Source organism: Rhizobium changzhiense, assembly GCF_013087625.1.
In the GTDB taxonomy this organism is placed as follows: domain Bacteria; phylum Pseudomonadota; class Alphaproteobacteria; order Rhizobiales; family Rhizobiaceae; genus Rhizobium; species Rhizobium sophorae.
Genome location: NZ_JABFCQ010000001.1, coordinates 1037361 through 1056137 on the forward strand (window position 1 = coordinate 1037361; position 18777 = coordinate 1056137).

The window sequence follows — 18777 nt, forward strand, 5'->3', positions numbered from 1 at the left end:
ATCCTAGTTTTTTGTCGCGGAGAGGCGCAGTTCTACCAGGAGACTATCTCCCTGCCCGACGGCGTCCAGAGCTCGGTTTCCAAAGCCCATCATCACACCGGCAAGGCGTTCGCCCCGCGAGACTGCGACGTTGCGGACCTTTTGAATAAAGCTCGGCGGCTTCTGAGAGTCGCCGCTTTCCGACCAGGTATTGGACGCCTTGCCCTCCTGTCGCTGCTCCCGAGACATTCTAAGCTGAAGCACCGACCAAAGATTGGGCGTAATCGTCCTGATACGCTCGACATCATAACCGGATTTTCGAGCAAGTAGAGCAAAGGACGTTCGATTGAAGTGGTTCTGGTGGTATGGAATGTGCCAGTTTATCCAACGCTCTTTCCAGAGCTTGCGATGAAAGGAACCGGTATTCGGGAAAGCCAGTACGACGCGTCCGCCTCTATTGAGACGATCCCTGAGGGCCGCCAGCATTGCAAGCGGATCGGGCACATGTTCGATGACCTGGTTCAGCACGATGAGGTCGAATTTCTGATCGGCGAACGGCACGTCATAGATGTTGCCGATATGAACGCGTAAAGCATATTTCTCCGCGATCGTACGAACATTCGGATCAGCCTCGACACCCCAGCAATCCACGCCGAGCCTGCGCATCTCCAGAAGGGAGAGGCACGAACCGCAGCCGATATCCAGTACCTTCTGTCCCGGCTTGGCCAGATAGTGTCCTTGGTTGTCGGTACCAGCAATCCATCGGCGGAACCCGGCGAGAGGTTTCTCGACGAGAGCGGCCTCTCTTTCCAGCGAATCAAAATCGATCTCCCGACGGGGATAATAATTGCTGTAGAGCGCCGGCAGATCCTCTTCCGTCAGCCGTGGTGTCGTCGACATGTGGCCACAGGAAACGCATCGGTCTATCGAGTAGACGCCTGGGCAACCATATCGATCATCGCTGATGCGCTCGATGAAAGTTAGCATCTTCGATCCGCATGCGATGCACTGCTGATGCTGGCCGCCACTCATATTGTTCCTTCCCTTCGTTTCGCCAATGACCTCCACGTCGAAAATGCGCGGCTGCACGAGAAATACGCCATTCGGATCGGTGCGGTCATGCGTTGCACTGGTGAACCGACAAGCGAATAGAATATGAGGCGCTGAAACACGTTGTGAGGCGAACGCCTGCCAAATAACTGCTTCCGCCAGGAAAGTCTGGATGTGTCATTTCCATATATCGGAGGCGAATAAACGATTGCGTTGCTGCTGACAACCAGGGGCACACCCGCGCGTGCGAAGCGCATGGCGACTTCGTAGTCAGCCATATAGTGCGGTAGAAGGGACGGCCGCATGCCGCCATGTTTCTTGAACAGGGGCGCAGGATAGAGCGTTCCCCGACCACTCAGCGCATCGACGCGGTACTGGCTTTTGGGCGATCTTTTTTCCGTTTCGCTCAATTCCGAAAGCAGATCCCATACGGCAAGCCTGTTAACGTTGACCTTCGCCCCGATACTGACAAGGGGCGGATCGCGGCCCTCTTCGTGGAGGACGCTTCCGACCGCGGCCTCGCCATTTTCCCTGGATGTCTGCACCAAGGTCTCAACATAATCCTCGTCGAACCAGGTATCGTTATTGAGAAACAGGACATAGTCTTCCGCCTGGCAGGCGGGAAGGACTTGTTTCAGCCCTTCCTCGATGGCCCCACCCCACCAGAGATTGCCGTCCCCCTGGATTTCAATCACATCACTCTGCGACTGCAGGTATTCTGCCGTTCCATCGGTCGAACCGTCGTTGACAACGACGATTGTCAACGCAGAGAAGAGCGTCTGTCTCCTTAGGGCTTCCAACACCTTTCGGGTGTGCTCCAGACGATTGAAGACGGGGATAATGACGTTCACGCGCATTCGCTAGATTTCCAGCTTCTCGAGAAACCAGCCAACATACGGCCATTCGTGCTGCTGAGGCGCTGGTGTAACGCCAATGCCCCAACGCTTCAATTCTTGCAAGGGCGGCGGCGTCACGAAGCCGAATGTTCCAGCTGGCTGGAACCGATCGACAACCTCATAATCATGCTTGGCAAAACTGGCCCGCATTTCATGCGCGTTCAAGAACCATACCGGGTAGCTTGCGCTGTAGATCCACGCCGGCACATGCTGCACAAAGGGTGCGGCCGCGACATCGAATTGCGCTGCTGTCCTGTCGATAAGTATGAACTTGACGCCTCTCGACAGGAGATCCTCGAGATATTCATGAGAATGTTCAAGATACTGAAGAACGCCGGAGAGCAGAACGATGTTAGGCCTCACACGATCGATCGCCTCATCCACGCTGTCGGAAAAGCTCAATCCTCCGTCTTCGAATTCGGCTCTGCCCGCGCTCACAAAATGAGGTTGCTCGACAACGCACCAATTCAGTTCCGCAAGATGCGCCAAGGCCGAACGGTGTTGGAAATAAGAACTTCCCAACGCGCCCCCGAAATCGACCACCCTCAAACGAAGATCGGAACGGGACGCGACATAGAGAAGCCAGGCGAGCAGAGGATGCGAGTAGCTTCTTTCCTTGAAAACGACGGTGTCTCTCTCGTAGGAGGCACGTCCCTGAACAACTGCGCGTGTCGCGTCAAGAGCCCTGGCAAGAATAGCCGGCGCATCATATCCGTCTGAAGCAGCCATGGCCGAGCGCCAATCATCGTAAGGCCCGTCAAAAAAGACGTTATGACGCCGAAACTCGCTCCAGATGTGCTGTTCACGGGCCAGCGGCGAATCCCGCGACACCTCCAGCAAACAGTGAAGGCCCGGGAGCGAAAAACCAATGTGCCTCATTTCTCGAACCAGGCTTCGAACGGCCGTCGCTCAAATTCGTCCAGCGCCCCACCGGGTGTGGAATTGAAGATGCGGATATCATTCGCTCTCGCGATATTCGCAATGGCTCGATATTGTCGCCACAGCCGCGCCAGCTGCTGAAACTCGTCGTGACGGCCCCTTGTCAAGGTGCCGTCCGCATTTACGGTGAAATCTTTTCCCTTTTGCACCTTGAGGTCGAACGCATATTGGTAGGTTGATGACAGGAACCGATCGTGGTCGACGCCAAGCAGGATGATCTCTTTGAAGCCGAGATACATCGCTATCATCAAGGCCATCACAGGCACCGACTCTACACGAGGGACCGGTCGAGAGATATCGACGACTTCCTCTGACGTTCTTTCGTCGAAGCTTTCACCGAGCACAAGATACCGAACCGTTCGCCCTGAAAACAAATTGTGTTTTCGAACCAGTTCCGCTTCAGTAGAACTGAGAAACAGTTCTGCGGCGCCCAGGTGCGAATGCATCTCGTCAAACCAGCGGATCACGTCCTCCGATGTCATCGTTAGGTAGGTAATCTGCGGGACACAATGATAACGTGACTGGAACTTACCAAATTCGGAGTGCAAATAGCCGTTGGAAACGGTTATAACGGTTTCGCCTTGAAGTCGCGACAGATCCAAGCCCTTGACGCTCGGGCCGTTTCCTAAAATAAAACAGCGGCCGCCCTCGTGCTGACCAGCAAGCTGTCTATTTTCTGCCAGTGATCTCGCGACATCAGCAGAGAATTTGTGGCGAGTACTTAGCCTGCGCCTCAACTCATGCACACCATAGGGGAGCAGCATGGAGCCAAAGGTCAAAATTTTTCTCAAAGCTGCAGCCACTTTACGACCTCAAAAACCTCCGCGTATTTTACACCGATCCGCTGGCCGGCGTTCTCCGCTTCATTGCGGAAGAAGCTCACCCATTTCCGCCCTGTGCGCTCCATCTCGGATTCATGGGCAAGGATCGCCTTTTCCTTCTGGTCCCAATGGGAGGTGATGTCGACGTAGAAATTCCCCCTGAAATCCACCGTCGAATGGTACCAGTTGCTGCGGTACATCAGGAGGCGCGGCACATGGCGGCAGCTGTGCAGTGACGCCCGCGACAAGGCCAGATGGTCATGGTGGATGTCTCCGACCCAGTGGGTGTAAACCATATCGATCTTCAGATCCTGCACGAGCTTGAGGATCTCGATATTCAGCGGATCGACGAATTCGATCTGGAGCGTTTTGAACTCGCCGCAGAACATTTTCTGGACGCCGAGAATTTCCATCGCAGCATCCGCTTCCGCTCTGGCGACCTGGCTGCTGCGCACGGACTGATCATACTGGTTTGAAAAGCCCGATACGGTCGCGACATAGACATACACCGTGTCGCCGTTTGCAGCATGGCGTGCCAGTGCACCGCCACAGCCCAGTTCCACGTCGTCAAAATGGGCACCGATCGCGAGAATATTCATTTGCAACTCCAGAGCAGGTCACGCGTGCCTGCAATACCACAATTCAGCAGTGTGTCGAGAATGCTGAGATAGGGCATAAATGCGCCAAATGGCTGTGGATAAACCGGATGGACGAAATGCTGCCATTCGATTTCGATTCCGGCTGCCTGGAATACTTCCGGCCGCATATAGTCGCGCGCGCCCAGGCCCGAGAGATAACGTGTTGCTCCCACTTTGCGCAGCAGTTCGACAAGCAGCTCATTCCTATGCCCTTCCGGACTTAAAGTACTCGATCGCACCGTCGGCATCGTGATTTCAAGCATATCCAGGATGCCCTCCAAGAAATGCATATTAAAATCGGCAAGCAGATCGAACCGCTTGCCGTAGAGGGCTTCGATGCGGGGAAAGACTTCGTCCCAACCGGCGGACTTGCGATAGTTTTCGCGAAGCAGGGAAAGGTTTTGGTCTATCCAGCCGGTGCCGGGCGCCAGTTCAACCTCGTTGATCGGTGTGCCGAGCCTTGGTTTTCTAATTCCGACGGTGAGCCACCGATCGCCCTGTGCCGTCTTTATTTTATCACGATGCGTCCAGCTCTTGCTCGTCCCATGGACAAACTGAACGTGATCCAGGACGATATAGAGATTGGCATTCAAAAAACGCTGAAAAAAGCCGAGATATGAAGCGAAATCCGGCTGGTGAATAACCGCTGTGATGGTCATGCAGCCAGTCTTTCCAGCAAATCGGCAACGCGGCCGACCCCGCCAAGATCCACCTTGGTCATGGCAGTCTCGCTCATGGTCCTGATGGGGATCGGCTTTTCCAGGATGCCGAGATCAAACGCCGAGTGATGCCCGGCAAAGAAGGCCGCTCCTAACCCCTCGAGTGCACGCCCGACGGGGATTTCGAAAGGTTCGTTGGCGATCACCACACACGGCAAGCCAGCCGCACAGGCTTCGAATGGGGTAACACCGCCGCCGGTAATCGCCAGATCGTGGCCATGCATCTCTGCCGCCAGCGACGGCACCTGGTTGAGCAGTTTGAACCGATCGGGTGCCGCGGTCGCTACGACCTCTTCAAGCTCCGCCATGTGTTGAAAGCTCGGGCCTGTGACGATGGTGACAGGAAAAGGCTTGTTGCTCAGCCACTTGGCGACGCGGACAGTCACGCCGTAGGTATCGGCGCCGCCGAGCGTGACAAGGATCGACGCGAGGCTTTCCCGAAGCCTGCGAAACGCCGCGATTTCAGGATTGAGTATCATGTACTCCACCCCCAGCCGAACATCCTTGCCCTTGAGACCCTCAGTCTTTTCGAACAGGAGAGCGCAGATATTGATATCGGCAAGTTCCGCGCCATCACCACGATCATCAAAGGTAACAAGCTTGGCGCCCAAACGCTTGATCGCTTCACTGTGGGATCGCTGCGTATTCAGGCGGTCATTGATCCAGACCGAGGACGATGCATCGGGTTCGATAAAGCCATTCTCCCATCCGGTCACGGAGGCGAGATCATAAAGCGCCACGTCAAAGCCGCGCTCCCGGATGATCCTCAACGAATTCGGATGATCGTTCGCTAGAAATAGGACCGGATGACCGCGTGAACGCAGTTCGAAAGCAAGCGTCAACGACCGAAACAGATGTCCCATGCCGCGCGCATGCGAACTTTCTATGCAGAAGACGAACATAGTCTGATCGCTTCTTCTGTCCCGAGCCAATTCCCATCCCCGCGCGCTGCCAGAGCACAAGCGCGTCTCCAGTCTTCTTCAGTATCTACCGTCAGGCGCAGGTCGGGGGATATTTTGGCCGGCGGCACCTCAAGCTGGCCGATCTTGAACAGTTCCGGCCGATCGGTGAAGTATTCATTCACGTGCTCGCGATGGTGCGGCAGCTTTCCCTCGCGATGACTGCGCGCCAAGGCTTCGAACGTAAATATCTCGGCGCCAACGCCAATCGGCAACTGGCCGAACGCATGCGTATAGTCGAACCCCTGCTTATAGTGCAGATTGATCAGCCTCTCGAGCTCCTCGATGTCAGTGAAAGGATTATCTGCGGTCAATCGAACAATGTCGGACATTCCGAGCGATTTTGCGCATTGAAAATAACGATCGAGAACATCGGTTTCATCGCCACGAAAGCAGCTGACGCCGTGCTCAAGGCACCAGGCTTCGATCATATCGTTCCCGCTGGCCGATGAGGTCGCAACGACAATCCTGGCAGGCCGCTTCAACATCTGAAGCCTACCCAGGACATGTCCGAGAAGCGGCTTGCCGGAAATGTCACGAAGCACCTTTCCCGGCAATCGGGTCGATCCCATCCGCGCCTGGATAATGATTCCAAGCGTCACGCCAGATCGCTCCACTGAAGAACGGCGTCCGCATCAAGATCCTTTACGAGGCGTCGTCCCGCAAGAGTTTCGAGATGCTTAGGTTCGACTCCTGTCCCAGGTCGTTTGACCGAGATATCGCCGGCGGAGATGACATGGCCGGCTTTGAGCGGTCGATTGACGACAATGCTCTTGCGGTTGTTCAATCTTGTCGTCGCCTCACTGGCTGCCGGTTCCTTGCGACCACTGCCTTTCATGACTTCGAACGCACGTATCGCATCCACAAGCCATTTCATTTCTGCTGGATCGGCCGAGAGCATGTGGTCGGGACCGTCGGCGGCTTTATCGTAGGTGAAATGCCGCTCTATAACCCGTGCACCCATCGCGGCGGCACAAAGGCTGGCGACCGGCGTCAACGTATGGTCGGAATAGCCAACGTCGAGATCCGGAAACGCCTCCATCATCGTTTGCATGGCACGCAGGTTCACATTTTCCGGATGCGTCGGATAGCTCGTGATGGCGTGCAGCAGAATGAGCTTCTGATTGCCTGCCTCCTTGATTGCGGCAACGGATTCCCGAACTTCGTCGAGCGTCGACATCCCCGTCGACAGGATTATCGGCTTGCCCGTTTTTGCCAGATAGCGGAGGAAGGGAATGTTGACCGCATCGTCCGAGCCCACCTTGTGGGCGCCAACCCCACACTGCTCCAACAGATCCACGTCCGTCTCGTGTGAGGGCGACGAAAACCAGTCCAGCCCATGCTCCTCGGCATAGCGGAAAACCGCTTCGTGAAGCTCGTGACCGATTTCATATTTACGGAAAAGCTCGAATTGCGAGGTAACGCCGGTGTTTTCCATATCGAACATGGCGTTGCGGCTCGACAGGGTCTCTGCGCGATAAGTCTGGAGCTTGACAGCGTCCACGCCGGATGACTTTGCCTCGTCGATCAACCGTCTTGCCTGATCAAAAGTCGTAAAATTCCCGCCGATTTCGGCGATAATATAACACCGGTCGGGTCGGTAGTTCCGGAACATCTGCTACTCCTGCAATTCACTATACAGCCGGCGTTCCAATAGCGGTAGCACAGCGATGTCATCCCGCACACGACCGGCATGCAACTCCGGCTGCTTTCCTATTTTCCGATTTCCTGAGCCCGATCCACGTAATTTCGGACAATCACTTTCCGGCCGCAGATTTCGGTCGGCTCATCATCCGTCAGGCGAGGCAGATAGCATCGGCGGCATACTTCGCTTTTCAAGAAGCCCTGCGGTTCCTTGTGCAAGGCGCGGACTGCATTCATTTTTTCGCCGTGCCAAATCTGGTGTACCGTCTCCGTCGTCGCGTCACCAATGACTTCGCGATTTTCCTCGTCGTTCGAGCACTTCATCACAAGCCCGTCGGCGCCGATAACGAGGCGCTGGTATTGCTGTGGGCAGGTGAAGTTATCCAGATATTGAACGTCAGAATCGTTTCCGAGATAGTCGATCAGCGGGTTGAAGGCGACAAGATCCACGTGGGGTGCAAAGGTTTCATAGTAAAGATCCGGATTTTCCCTGATTGCCGGCCAGATGCCCTGCACCTTAATGACCGGACGGTGGAGCCCGCGCTCGTCTTTGTACTTCTTGATGTCCTTGATCTTGTCGAGTAGCGCCTCGAACTTGATCGGCTTGCGTATCTTTTCGTAGGTCTCACCGGTACCGTCGATCGAAACGGTGATCCAGTCGATGCCGGCATCGACAAGCTGAGCGAAATAGTCTCTGTTGAGCTTGAAGCCGTGCGTGAGGGTCGAGACTTCCTTGATCCCATGATCCTTGGCATAGCGCACACAGTCGGCGAAGCGCTTGTGCAGCGTGGCCTCGCCCCGCAGCGACAGACGGATCGCAGGAACCTTGCCCCCGATCTCATCGATGATGCGGCAGTAGAGATCCCAGTCCATCCGCGTCGTGTTCACACTTTTCTTGAACTCGTCGCTAATCGTATAGCACATCGGGCAGCGCAGATTGCAGATCGATGCCAGCTCGAGATCGACCAGCAGCGGATAGTCCGAAACCTGCTGGTTCAGGGCATATTCGGACCATTTGCGACGGTAATCCGCGTATTCTGCTTCCCACCCTTCGCCCCGGAATTTGTCGAACGCGGCTTCGCGCTCGGCCGTATCCATCGAGTAGTTGCCCTTGTTGATCGGAACGTAACGCTCGTTCAATTTACGACTCCTTCATCATCGCGCGCATCCCGGCCGGCAGATCCCATTCCGGCCGCCATCCGAGAACGGTGCGAGCCCGCGTGATATCGGCCCGCACGTCAGGTATTTCATTCCGCCGAACTGCGCAAGATGACACTACAGGTAGAGCAGTGCCGGCAGCTTCTTGCAAGATGTCGATTATTTCCTGCACCGAATACGACATTCCGGAGCCGATATTGATGCAATGGTAGCCTTCCGCGACGTCCATGGCCTTGGCAAAGGCGCTCAGGACATCTTCAACGAAGATATAGTCACGCCGGGGACTGAGATCCAGGACCTGTATTTCCTGCTTCGTCCGTATCTGGTTCAGAAGCGTCGGTATCAGAAATTCGGGGCGCTGCCCTGAGCCGTATATATTGAACAGGCGCAATACCACCACCGGTATCTGCTCGTGCGCGGCGGCGAACTCACAAAGCTGTTCGGCAAGATGTTTGGAAAGAGCGTAGGGGTTGTTCGGCCTGACCGGATCGCTTTCATGGATCGGCAGCCGCTCGGGCACCCCGTAAACATAAGCGCTTGCGAACACGAGTTTGGCCTTGTGTCGCTTGCACCAGTTCAAAGCATGTTGCGTTCCGAGGACGTTGGCGGCCGTGAAGCTCGGGCCTTGTGTCCAGCTATCCGGAACGAATGTTCTGCCGGCAAGGTGAAACAGCGTGCGCGCGGCGGGAAGCCCCTGCCAAAGCTGCTCTTCGCTTATATCTCCATGTGTTCGGTCAAGCGCAAGCACGTCAAAACCGGCCTCCTTGAGCCGTCTGACAAGACGGCTCCCGAGAAAACCGCCAGCACCGGTGACGATGGCATCAACCATTCAAGAACCTGGACTGCATGGATTCAAACTGCTCGATCGCCAAGGCATAATCGTCAGGCCGTCCGATATCGAGCCAATAGCCTGCAAAATCTCGAACCGTGGCCGGCTTGCCGGCCGCAAGAAGATCAAGCATCAACTGATCGAAGCCATAGGCGCCACCTTGTGGTATGTGCTCCACGGCCCTCGAAGACACCATGTAGACGCCCATGCTGACTTTGTATTCGGCCGTCGGTTTCTCTCGAAAACCGGTCAGCAGCCCGGCCTCGCTGGTGTCTAGAACGCCATAGTCTATGCGATGCTGACGCGTCTTGGACGAGATCGTGAATATATTCCCGTCGCGGACATGAGCATCATGAAAATCGGCATAGTTCAGATCCGTCAGGATGTCGCCGTTCATCACCAGGAAATTCTCCGGCAGATCCTTTATCAGCCGCAACGGCCCCATGGTGCCAAGAGGCTCGTCCTCGAGCGAATAGTCGATGCGTACGCCCCATTTGTCGCCATCCTGGAAAAAAGCCTTGATCAGCTCGGCCTGGTGGTTGACGGCAAGTGTTATATGCTGAAATCCGCCTGATATCAGCTGACGAATGATCACCTCAAGAATAGGATAGTCGCCGATCGGCATCAGTGGCTTGGGAAGCACGACAGTATAGGGCCGCAACCGCGTTCCCATTCCGCCCGCCAGAATGACTGCGCGCCTAGACATTGAAGATATCCGCCTTGTATCTCGCCAGATTCTGCGGCTGACGCAGCCAGTCGACAGTCGCTTTCAGACCATCTTCCAAGCTGTAACGCGGCGAAAATCCTGTCAGAGACTTGATCAGGCTGTTGTCGCAGCACAAACGTTCCACTTCGCTATTTGCCGGACGCAAACGCTGTTCATCGCATTCGATCTCCACGCTGACGCCGACGATGTCGGCGATCAGCCGAACGGTATCGCCGATCGATATCTCGCTGCCCGAGCCAATATTGACCGTCTGGCCGATGGCTTCGTCGCAGGCTGCGAGCGCCAGAAAGCCATCGCATGTATCCTGGACGAAATTGAAATCCCGCGTGGGTGACAGCGCACCAAGTTTCAGCGTCGTCCGTCCGCTCAGAAGCTGCGAAATCACGGTCGGAATAACCGCTCTTGCAGATTGTCTGGGACCGAAAGTGTTGAAGGGCCGGGCAATCGTCACCGGCAGATCGAAGCTCGAATGATAGCTGTAGGCGATCGCATCGGCACCGATTTTGGAAGCCGAATAGGGCGACTGCGCCTGCAGCGGATGGCTTTCACTGATCGGCACAAAACGAGCCGTGCCGTAGACTTCGCTCGTCGAGGTCTGGATGACACGGCCGACGCCGGCATCGAGAGCGCCCTGAAGCACATTCAATGTGCCATGCATATTGGTGTCAACGTAACTTGACGGCGCCTGATAGGAATAGGGAATGGCGATAAGCGCAGCCAGGTGAAATATCGTATCCACGTCTTTGGCAACGGCGCGCATCTGAGCTGGATCGCGGACGTCGCCGAGGACTACCTCAAATTTGCCGCGGTATTCAGACTGGTCAAGCCAGCCCCAGCTGGAAAAAGAATTATACTGGCAGAGGGCGCGAACTTCGATACCCGACCTGACCAGCGTCTCGACAAGATGAGAGCCGATAAACCCATCCGCCCCGGTGACAAGCGCTTTCTTCATTTCAAAACACCCTCAGAATCGCGCAGGAAGAGCTTCTCCACCTCCCAAGGCAATTGGATCGCCGAAATCGACGGCTTCCGTTGCTGGCCCAGCATCTGGATAATTCCGACATTGTCCTCCACGTCAAACCGGATGCCCTCGGCGACCGAATAGATCGAGAACCGGCTCGATATACCGAGCCGCAGGTAGAAGGTGCCCGTGTTGAGGAGATATCCCGGAAATTTGACGCGAGCTCGATAGTAGCCGGCTGGCCGGGTCTCCAAGCGACCAACGTCGAGTTCGGGATCGGATAGGCTGACGAGCGTGGTGTAGCCGTCCTCCATCTTGATCTGCAACCCGACCGATAGGCCGGAAAGAGGCTCCCTCAATTCGTATTCGACCTCGACCGAGAATCCCTTCGAAAGCTCCAGTGTTCCCGAAACTTCATCCTTGTCGTTCAATACCGCGACACGGCAGATGATCGCCTTTCCGTCGACGTCCTCGGGATTGATCGAGTAGCTTGCCGTGCCACCGAATTCAGGACGATCGAGATAGGCCTTTATCACATCTCCGGTATTGCCCATCGCGGCGACCTTTCCATCGGCCATTAGAATCGATTTCGGGCAGATGCTGCTGATCGCTGTCATATTGTGGCTGACGAAGAGAATCGTTCGACCAGCCTTCGTGACCTCCTGCATGCGCCCCATGCACTTGTTCTGGAAGTTGACGTCTCCGACGGCCAGCACTTCGTCAACCAGAAGAATCTCCGGCTCAAGATGCGCTGCGACGGAGAAAGCCAGACGCACATACATCCCAGATGAATATCGCTTCACAGGCGTGTCGATAAATTCGCCGATTTCGGCAAATTCGACGATCTCATCGAATTTAGATCTGACCTCGGCGCGGCTCATGCCAAGGATGGCTCCGTTGAGATATACGTTCTCGCGACCGGTGAGCTCTGGATGAAATCCGGTGCCGACCTCAAGCAAGCTGGCAATTCTGCCCCGTATACCGATGAAACCCGAATTGGGCATGGTGATACGTGACATTACTTTCAGCAGCGTAGATTTTCCGGCGCCGTTCCTGCCGATAATTCCCACGATCTCGCCGTGCCCGACCTCGAAAGAGACATTATCAAGCGCATGAAAGATGTCGCCCTTCAATCGCGACTGCTTTCTCTTGTCGGAGGCATAGTCGGATACAGAAACATTCGGATCCGGAAGGTTGCGCCACTTGGCCCACCAGCTCTGAAGATCGCGATAGAGGGTGCCGTGATTGATCACGCCAAGACGATATAGCTTGCTGACGTGCTCCGCTCGAATAACGATATCGTTCATCAGACGGTATCCATCGCGTTGGCTTCGGCTCGCGAAAAAAGTGCCAGCCCGCATAAGGTGATCGCGACAGTCACCGCCAGATTGGCGAGATAAAGACCGATAGGCAAGGCGGGAGCGTCGAACAACGCCCAGCGGAAGGTTTCAACCGGCGTCGTCATTGGATTGATGTAATAGAACCAATGATATCGTTCCGGGATCTGGCTAAATGGATATACGATCGGCGTGCCATACATCCACAGTTGCGACATGAACCCGACGGCGTAGACGAGATCCCGGAAGCGGACCGTCAGAGCGGTAACGACAAGCCCAGCCCCAATGCCGAGCACTGCAATGTAGAGCAGCACCAGCGGCGTCAGAAATAGGAACCAATAGCTCAGGGCCAGGTCGGGATTGGCAATTTTCATGCCGATTGAAACCGTCAGCAAGAGCAGGAACTGGATCGCGAAGGCCACCAGGCCGCTCATCGCAACGGATAGCGGCACCACAAGTCTGGGAAAGTAGACCTTTCCGAACAGATTGGCATTCTTCGAGAAGACGTCAGAGTTGTTGGTCAAACAGACAGAAAAGTAGCTCCAGATGATCGTGCCCGACATGTAAAACAGGAAGGGCGGAAGGCCATCCGTGGAAAGATTGGCGATTTTCCCGAAGACGACATAATAGGTCATGGCCGTCAGCGACGGCTGGATGATGTACCAGACGGGCCCCAGAATGGTCTGTTTGTAGAATGTGGTGAAATCCCGCTTGAAGAACATCCAGACGAGATCGCGATATTGCCAAACAAGGCCGAGATTCGGCGTATTGCCCTTCGAAGGCTTGATGACGATATCCCAATCGTCATCCTTACGCGCCGAGGCCGATCCTTTCAGGTGCTCTGTCATGCCGCTAACTTCAGCTTTTCCGGGAGCGCCGCAAGAAGACTGCAGACCCGCTCGATCTCATCCTTGCTATGCCCGGCCGAAATCGGCAGGCTCAGCTCGGTGGCGTGCAGCTCATCGGCAATGGGATAATCGCCGGAAAGAATGCCTCGCATCGCCTTCTGCCTATGCGGCGCGATGGGATAATGTATCTCGGTCTTGACGCCGTTATCGAGCAGCCACTGACGCAATTCGTCACGGGCCGGATGACGGATCCCGAAGATATGAAACACGTCATACTCGGCAGGTCGACGAAGCGGCTGCGCAAGCCATTTGGGCAGATTGGCAAAATAAATATCGGCCAGTGCCCGCTTATGCTCCGTCACCTGATCGAGGTGACTGAGTTTCACCCGCAGGAATGCCGCCTGGATCTCATCAAGCCTGGAATTCACACCGATATAGACGTTCTCATATTTCTTCTTCGAGCCGTAGTTGCGCATGTGTCTGAGGCGATCGGCAAACTCGTCATCGTCCGTGACGATCGCGCCCGCATCTCCCAGGGCTCCAAGATTCTTGGTCGGATAGAAGCTGAAGCAGCCGGCGATCCCAAAGGTGCCGGTCAGCTTCCCATCATAACGCGCGCCATGGGACTGCGCGCAATCCTCAATCACCTTGAGACCATGCGCGCTCGCAAACGCGGCGATCTCTGTCATCCGGCAGGCTTTGCCGAAAAGATGCGTCACGCAGATTGCCTGCGTCTTGCGTGTGAGGGCGGCAGCAAGGCGCTCCGGATCTATATTGAAGGTTTCGCGCTCAGGCTCCACCAGAACGGGCGTGTGGCCTGCGCGGAGAATTGCCAGGATCGTGGCTATATAGGTATTGGAGGCCACCATAATCTCACTGCCTTTCGGCAGGTCGAGCGCTTCGATCGACAGGATCAGCGCATCCAGGCCGTTGGCGACGCTGATGCAATGTTTGCTTTGCGCAAATTCGGCAAATTCAGCTTCGAATGAGGAGACCTCATTCCCAAGCACATACCACCCGGAACGAATGACACGGGATGCAACCGCCTCCAACTCTTCCATCAGCGCGCGGTTGGCTTGCGCAAGACTTTCATACTCAATCATCTCAGAGCCGTTCATAGGGGGTGTCGATGTAGTCGTCCTTATCATATCCGTGAGAGGCAAAAACGAGCAGAATAGAACCGGGACCGAAGGTCATTTCATGCCAGTCCCTTGGCTCCACCAGCAGGCACTGGTCCGGTGACGACAAGGTGATCTCTTCCCTGGCTTTTCCATCGTCCATCAAAACCACCACGCTTCCCGAAATCGCCACCAATGCCTGCCGAGTCTTGTGATGACGATGGCCGCCGCGTTTATATCCGTCGGCACCATAGATCCAGAAGCTCCTGACGACCGGAAATGGCAGTATTCCGTCCATGACGGTCAACGCGCCTCGTGCGTCGGACATCGTCTTTAACGTAAGCAGGGTAAAAGCAGACAAGATTGGTTTCCAGTTTTGCCGGGTCAGCCAGTTGGGAAATGCGGAGTTGGTTCCCTCACCAAGCTGATGAGGTATCGACCGTAAGAGCTCTTTTCAAGTGGAGCTGCCAGCCTTAGCAACTGCTCGGCATCTATGTATTCCAAATGAAAGGCAATTTCTTCGGGGCAGGCAATCTTCAGCCCCTGGCGCCGCTCAATGGTGGCAATGAACTGACTGGCTTCAAGGAGTGAATCGTGCGTGCCTGTGTCGAGCCAGGCATGCCCTCTGCCAAGAACAGCGACGTTCAACTTGCCCGCCGATAAATAATGCCGATTGATATCGGTAATTTCGGTCTCCCCGCGAGGGGAGGGTTTTAAGCCGGCCGCAATATCAACCACATCGTTATTGTAGAAATACAGCCCGGTCACCGCGTAAGTGGAGCGGGGCGAGGACGGCTTTTCCTCCAGGCTGAGCACCTTACCTTGACTGTCAAATTCCACCACCCCATACCGCTCGGGGTCATGGACCTTATACGCGAAAATGGTTGCTTCGTCCGACCGTTCCGAGGCCGCGGACAAGTCATGCGTCAGGAGATTGCCGTAAAAGATATTGTCTCCGAGCACCAGCGCGGTTGCCTCTCGCCCGATGAAGTCTCTTCCGATCGAGAATGCTTGAGGAATGCCCTCTGGCGCGGCCTGTACAGCATATTGGAAATTCAATCCCCACTGCGCGCCATCACCCAGCAGTTGTTCAAAACGCGGTGTGTCCTGCGGCGTCGAGATAATCAGGATATCCCGAATTCCCGCCAGCATGAGCGTCGACAGGGGATAATAGATCATCGGTTTGTCAAAAACCGGAAGAAGCTGCTTCGAAATGGCGAGGGTCGCGGGATGCAGCCGAGTGCCGGAGCCACCGGCGAGCAATATGCCCTTGCGCAGCTTTTTCTTCGAAGACAAGAGACCTCCTGCAACTGGTCAATCCACGCGCATTCGCGCGGTTGTCGTGATGACGATCGCTATTTGACAGTGCTCACTACAGATAGATCGATCGGCATGCAATGCACTTAGCGAGAGGACGAACAGCTCAACAGCGAATCATCCGGTCTCGATCGAGGAAAACTTGCAGTACTAGATTGCGGTGCCGCCTTTCCGTCTGCTACGGGTTGGCCAGATTTCGCCCCTTAGAATGTGAGCAAGACACCCGTCAAAATGGCTGCAGACACTGCCGATCCAAGCCCTCCCCGGATAAGCCTCATCACCGTTTGCTGGAATGTCGAGCAGACCATCGCTGACACCTTGCGATCCATCGACACTCAAATCTACCGCAATTTCGAGCACATCATCGTCGACGGCGGCTCAAAAGATTCTACGCTCGCCATCATCGCTTCGGCGCCGGCGGAGAACCGCCGTGTGCTTTCGGGACCGGATGGAGGTATCTATGAGGCGATGAACAAAGGGATTGGTCTAGCGACCGGCGATATTGTCGGATTCCTGAATGCGGACGATATTTTTGAGAGCAGCGACTCCCTCGGAACTGTGGCGGCTGCGCTGGAAGATGAAGCATATGACGGCTGTTACGGCGATCTCGTCTATGTTTCCAACCGGCATACCGATCGCAAGATCCGCTACTGGAAATCGCGTGCGTTCAAATCCGGTTCTTTCGCCCGTGGCTGGTGTCCACCACATCCGACATTCTATGTTCGCCGGAGCATTTATGATCAGTTCGGGCGGTTTGATCTGCGTTATCGGCTTGCAGCCGACGTCGAGCTCATGATGCGATTTTTGGAAGTCGCGCGGATTAGAACAATCTATATCCCGCGAGTCCTGGTCAGAATGCGCTTAGGGGGCGCCACGAACAAGAACGTTCAAAATATATCGCGTCAGAACAAGGAGGTGCTGAGCGCCCTTGCCGACCATGGCATCAAGGTCTCAGCATCGATGTTCTGGGCCTTTAAGATTGTGAACCGGTTAGGCCAGTTCCTGATGCGCAATCGATCGCAGGACCTATCAGCTTAGGTCCACGCCGCCGCCAATGGCCGGCCACATCGCCACCCTCCCCCGAACCCTTCCGCAATCGCTGTCATCCTCTCCGCCGCAGTATGCCCGATCTCCCCCCGGGGTTACCATGAGGTTCGATTGGGTTCACGCAAAAAGGAAATCCCCCGAGTCTAGGCTCGTCAAGGCTACGTTCCTCAAGACTATGGTGTTGTCGAGATCGGCCGTGACGATTGTATCGTTGCCATACTGACTGGATGCAGCGAAAAGCGATTCCCAGTCGGCGAAAATGCTTTGGTCGATTCTGATCGTGTCGTGCGCAGTGCCGGTTGCAGTGAAGTCTATGATCGTGTCGTGGCCCCAGTTCGACAAATAAACGAACAAGTCTGCCGCGTCGCCACCAACGAGGATGTCGTTGCCGGCGCCACCGGCAAGGGTGTCGGTCCCGCTACCGCCGACGATTAGGTTGTCCAGCGAGTTCCCTGTTCCGGCAAAGTTCGTCGTTCCGATATAGGTGAGGTTCTCGACATCACTGCCAAGCGTATAGCTCGCCAGTGTCGTCCGCACGGTGTCGGTTCCCGCGCCGACGTTCTCGGCGACAACGTCACTCGCATTGTCGATCACGTAGATGTCGTTGCCAGCGCCACCGATCAGCGTGTCATTGCCGGCGCCACCATCCAGCACATCATTGCCGGCGGCGCCGGTGATCGTGTTGGCGAGAACGTTGCCGGTGCCGGTGAAGTTTGCCGATCCCGTGTAGGTGAGGTTCTCGACATTGTTGCCAATCGTATAGCTGGCAAGCGCCGTCTGGACCGTATCTGTACCCTCGTTCGTATTCTCGATCACAAGGTCGGTCGCAATATCGACGACATAAATGTCATCACCCGTCCCGCCTGACATCATGTCGGAACCAGCACCACCGAGCAATGTGTCGTTGCCGACGCCACCGCTGAGATTATCCGCAGCTGCCCCACCGGTCAGGACATTGTCGAGATCGTTCCCGGTGCCGGCAAAGGCTGCCGTTCCGATATAGGTGAGGTTCTCGACATTGGCGCCAAGCGTATAGCTTGCCAGGGTCGTGCGAACCATGTCGGTTCCCGCGACGGCGTTCTCGGCGACGTTGTCGCTCGCATTGTCGACGATATAGGTGTCGTCGCCCGCACCGCCGATCAAGCTATCGGCGCCTGCCCCGCCATTCAGCGTGTCATTGCCGGCGCCGCCGGTGATCGTGTTGGCGAGCGCATTGCCGGTGCCGGTGAAGTTGGCAGATCCCGTGTAGCTCAGGTTCTCGACATTGATCAGTGCAGCGATCGAGTAGGTCGCAAGCGACGTGCGGATTTCGTCGGTGCCGGCACTGGCCAACTCGGTGACGATGTCGCTCGCACTGTCGACCACATAGATGTCGTTGCCCGCTCCGCCGACCAGCGTGTCATTGCCGGCGCCACCGTCCAGCAGATCATTGCCGGCGCCGCCGATGATCGTGTTGGCGAGCGCATTGCCGGTGCCGATAAAATCGCCGGTGCCGATGAAAGCCAGGTTTTCGACATTGGCAATATTGGTCAAGGCATAGGAAGAAAGCACCGTCCTGATCAGATCGGTTCCTTCATTCAGCCCTTCGGTGACCACGTCGGCCAGATCATCGACGATATAGGTGTCGCTGCCCGCTCCGCCTATCAGTATGTCAGCGCCAGCCGCACCATTCAGCGTGTCGTTGCCGACACTACCAGTGATCGTGTTGGCAAGGCTATTGCCTGTCCCGACAAAGGCTGCCGTTCCGATATAGGTGAGGTTCTCGACATTGGCTCCCAGTGTGTAGGCGG

At 55.8% G+C, this 18777-nt stretch carries 20 protein-coding genes; 1 reads left to right on the plus strand and 19 read right to left on the minus strand.

Going from position 1 to position 18777, the window contains the following annotated elements; genetic code table 11:
• Positions 1-3 precede the first annotated feature (3 nt).
• The 18 genes from G9X68_RS05210 to rfbA form a co-directional block, all read right to left on the minus strand.
• On the minus strand, positions 4-1011 hold the full coding sequence (locus tag G9X68_RS05210; RefSeq protein ID WP_171601536.1) for a class I SAM-dependent methyltransferase: 1008 nt from the start codon (positions 1009-1011) through the stop codon (positions 4-6).
• Entirely contained in the window at positions 1008-1886 is an 879-nt protein-coding gene (locus G9X68_RS05215; protein ID WP_171601537.1) for a glycosyltransferase family 2 protein, read from the minus strand. Before G9X68_RS05215 ends, G9X68_RS05210 begins: the two co-directional genes overlap by 4 nt.
• Before the next feature lie 3 nt (positions 1887-1889).
• Positions 1890-2804, minus strand: a complete 915-nt coding sequence (locus G9X68_RS05220) for a TIGR04325 family methyltransferase (RefSeq protein ID WP_171601538.1) — start codon at positions 2802-2804, stop codon at positions 1890-1892.
• Positions 2801-3667, minus strand: coding sequence for a motility associated factor glycosyltransferase family protein (locus G9X68_RS05225; RefSeq protein WP_168317432.1), 867 nt, complete (start codon positions 3665-3667; stop codon positions 2801-2803). The genes G9X68_RS05220 and G9X68_RS05225 overlap by 4 nt, the downstream gene beginning before the upstream one ends.
• Positions 3652-4284 carry a PIG-L deacetylase family protein gene (locus G9X68_RS05230; RefSeq protein ID WP_003545689.1) on the minus strand — a complete coding sequence of 211 codons (633 nt, stop codon included), beginning with the start codon at positions 4282-4284 and terminating at the stop codon, positions 3652-3654. Before G9X68_RS05230 ends, G9X68_RS05225 begins: the two co-directional genes overlap by 16 nt.
• Positions 4281-4982, minus strand: a complete 702-nt coding sequence (locus G9X68_RS05235) for a WbqC family protein (RefSeq protein WP_168317431.1) — start codon at positions 4980-4982, stop codon at positions 4281-4283. The genes G9X68_RS05230 and G9X68_RS05235 overlap by 4 nt, the downstream gene beginning before the upstream one ends.
• Positions 4979-5944, minus strand: a complete 966-nt coding sequence (locus G9X68_RS05240) for a PseG/SpsG family protein (protein ID WP_168317430.1) — start codon at positions 5942-5944, stop codon at positions 4979-4981. Before G9X68_RS05240 ends, G9X68_RS05235 begins: the two co-directional genes overlap by 4 nt.
• Positions 5926-6603, minus strand: coding sequence for a cytidylyltransferase domain-containing protein (locus G9X68_RS05245; protein ID WP_171601539.1), 678 nt, complete (start codon positions 6601-6603; stop codon positions 5926-5928). The genes G9X68_RS05240 and G9X68_RS05245 overlap by 19 nt, the downstream gene beginning before the upstream one ends.
• Entirely contained in the window at positions 6600-7616 is a 1017-nt protein-coding gene (locus tag G9X68_RS05250) for an N-acetylneuraminate synthase family protein (protein WP_168317428.1), read from the minus strand. Before G9X68_RS05250 ends, G9X68_RS05245 begins: the two co-directional genes overlap by 4 nt.
• A 98-nt stretch (positions 7617-7714) precedes the next feature.
• Positions 7715-8785 (minus strand): radical SAM/SPASM domain-containing protein, encoded by a 1071-nt coding sequence (locus G9X68_RS05255; protein ID WP_168317427.1) that lies wholly within the window; start codon positions 8783-8785, stop codon positions 7715-7717.
• A 1-nt stretch (position 8786) separates the two neighbouring features.
• Positions 8787-9632, minus strand: a complete 846-nt coding sequence (locus tag G9X68_RS05260) for an NAD-dependent epimerase/dehydratase family protein (RefSeq protein WP_168317426.1) — start codon at positions 9630-9632, stop codon at positions 8787-8789.
• Complete coding sequence (locus tag G9X68_RS05265; RefSeq protein WP_168317425.1) at positions 9625-10338, minus strand: nucleotidyltransferase family protein; 714 nt, start codon at positions 10336-10338, stop codon at positions 9625-9627. Before G9X68_RS05265 ends, G9X68_RS05260 begins: the two co-directional genes overlap by 8 nt.
• The gene (locus G9X68_RS05270) at positions 10331-11311 is read right to left on the minus strand and encodes an NAD-dependent 4,6-dehydratase LegB (protein WP_171601540.1); all 981 of its coding nucleotides are present in this window, start codon (positions 11309-11311) and stop codon (positions 10331-10333) included. Before G9X68_RS05270 ends, G9X68_RS05265 begins: the two co-directional genes overlap by 8 nt.
• On the minus strand, positions 11308-12627 hold the full coding sequence (locus G9X68_RS05275; protein WP_171601541.1) for an ABC transporter ATP-binding protein: 1320 nt from the start codon (positions 12625-12627) through the stop codon (positions 11308-11310). Before G9X68_RS05275 ends, G9X68_RS05270 begins: the two co-directional genes overlap by 4 nt.
• Entirely contained in the window at positions 12627-13505 is an 879-nt protein-coding gene (locus G9X68_RS05280; RefSeq protein WP_171601542.1) for an ABC transporter permease, read from the minus strand. The genes G9X68_RS05275 and G9X68_RS05280 overlap by 1 nt, the downstream gene beginning before the upstream one ends.
• Positions 13502-14608 (minus strand): DegT/DnrJ/EryC1/StrS family aminotransferase, encoded by a 1107-nt coding sequence (locus G9X68_RS05285; RefSeq protein WP_171601543.1) that lies wholly within the window; start codon positions 14606-14608, stop codon positions 13502-13504. The genes G9X68_RS05280 and G9X68_RS05285 overlap by 4 nt, the downstream gene beginning before the upstream one ends.
• A 1-nt stretch (position 14609) precedes the next feature.
• A complete protein-coding gene (locus G9X68_RS05290; RefSeq protein ID WP_171601544.1) occupies positions 14610-14984 on the minus strand; it encodes a sugar 3,4-ketoisomerase in 375 nt (124 codons plus the stop codon).
• A 23-nt stretch (positions 14985-15007) separates the two neighbouring features.
• Complete coding sequence (gene rfbA, locus G9X68_RS05295; protein WP_171601545.1) at positions 15008-15919, minus strand: glucose-1-phosphate thymidylyltransferase RfbA; 912 nt, start codon at positions 15917-15919, stop codon at positions 15008-15010.
• Positions 15920-16171: 252 nt separating this feature from the next.
• On the opposite strand from rfbA, the gene G9X68_RS05300 reads away from it, so the two are divergent.
• Entirely contained in the window at positions 16172-16978 is an 807-nt protein-coding gene (locus tag G9X68_RS05300) for a glycosyltransferase family 2 protein (protein WP_171601546.1), read from the plus strand.
• A 126-nt stretch (positions 16979-17104) separates the two neighbouring features.
• Here the strand turns inward: G9X68_RS05300 and G9X68_RS31785 are convergent.
• Positions 17105-18777, minus strand: a 1673-nt coding sequence (locus G9X68_RS31785) for a beta strand repeat-containing protein (protein ID WP_280526505.1), incomplete at its 5' end; no start/stop codon positions are given.

Bases quoted from the DNA above. Each gene is read 5' to 3' on its own strand.
- G9X68_RS05210 (WP_171601536.1), bottom strand. From the start codon at position 1,011: ATGAGTGGCGGCCAGCATCAGCAGTGCATCGCATGCGGATCGAAGATG.
- G9X68_RS05215 (WP_171601537.1), bottom strand. From the start codon at position 1,886: ATGCGCGTGAACGTCATTATCCCCGTCTTCAATCGTCTGGAGCACACC.
- G9X68_RS05220 (WP_171601538.1), bottom strand. From the start codon at position 2,804: ATGAGGCACATTGGTTTTTCGCTCCCGGGCCTTCACTGTTTGCTGGAG.
- G9X68_RS05230 (WP_003545689.1), bottom strand. From the start codon at position 4,284: ATGAATATTCTCGCGATCGGTGCCCATTTTGACGACGTGGAACTGGGC.
- G9X68_RS05235 (WP_168317431.1), bottom strand. From the start codon at position 4,982: ATGACCATCACAGCGGTTATTCACCAGCCGGATTTCGCTTCATATCTC.
- G9X68_RS05240 (WP_168317430.1), bottom strand. From the start codon at position 5,944: ATGTTCGTCTTCTGCATAGAAAGTTCGCATGCGCGCGGCATGGGACAT.
- G9X68_RS05250 (WP_168317428.1), bottom strand. From the start codon at position 7,616: ATGTTCCGGAACTACCGACCCGACCGGTGTTATATTATCGCCGAAATC.
- G9X68_RS05260 (WP_168317426.1), bottom strand. From the start codon at position 9,632: ATGGTTGATGCCATCGTCACCGGTGCTGGCGGTTTTCTCGGGAGCCGT.
- G9X68_RS05265 (WP_168317425.1), bottom strand. From the start codon at position 10,338: ATGTCTAGGCGCGCAGTCATTCTGGCGGGCGGAATGGGAACGCGGTTG.
- G9X68_RS05270 (WP_171601540.1), bottom strand. From the start codon at position 11,311: ATGAAGAAAGCGCTTGTCACCGGGGCGGATGGGTTTATCGGCTCTCAT.
- G9X68_RS05275 (WP_171601541.1), bottom strand. From the start codon at position 12,627: ATGAACGATATCGTTATTCGAGCGGAGCACGTCAGCAAGCTATATCGT.
- G9X68_RS05280 (WP_171601542.1), bottom strand. From the start codon at position 13,505: ATGACAGAGCACCTGAAAGGATCGGCCTCGGCGCGTAAGGATGACGAT.
- G9X68_RS05285 (WP_171601543.1), bottom strand. From the start codon at position 14,608: ATGATTGAGTATGAAAGTCTTGCGCAAGCCAACCGCGCGCTGATGGAA.
- G9X68_RS05300 (WP_171601546.1), top strand. From the start codon at position 16,172: ATGGCTGCAGACACTGCCGATCCAAGCCCTCCCCGGATAAGCCTCATC.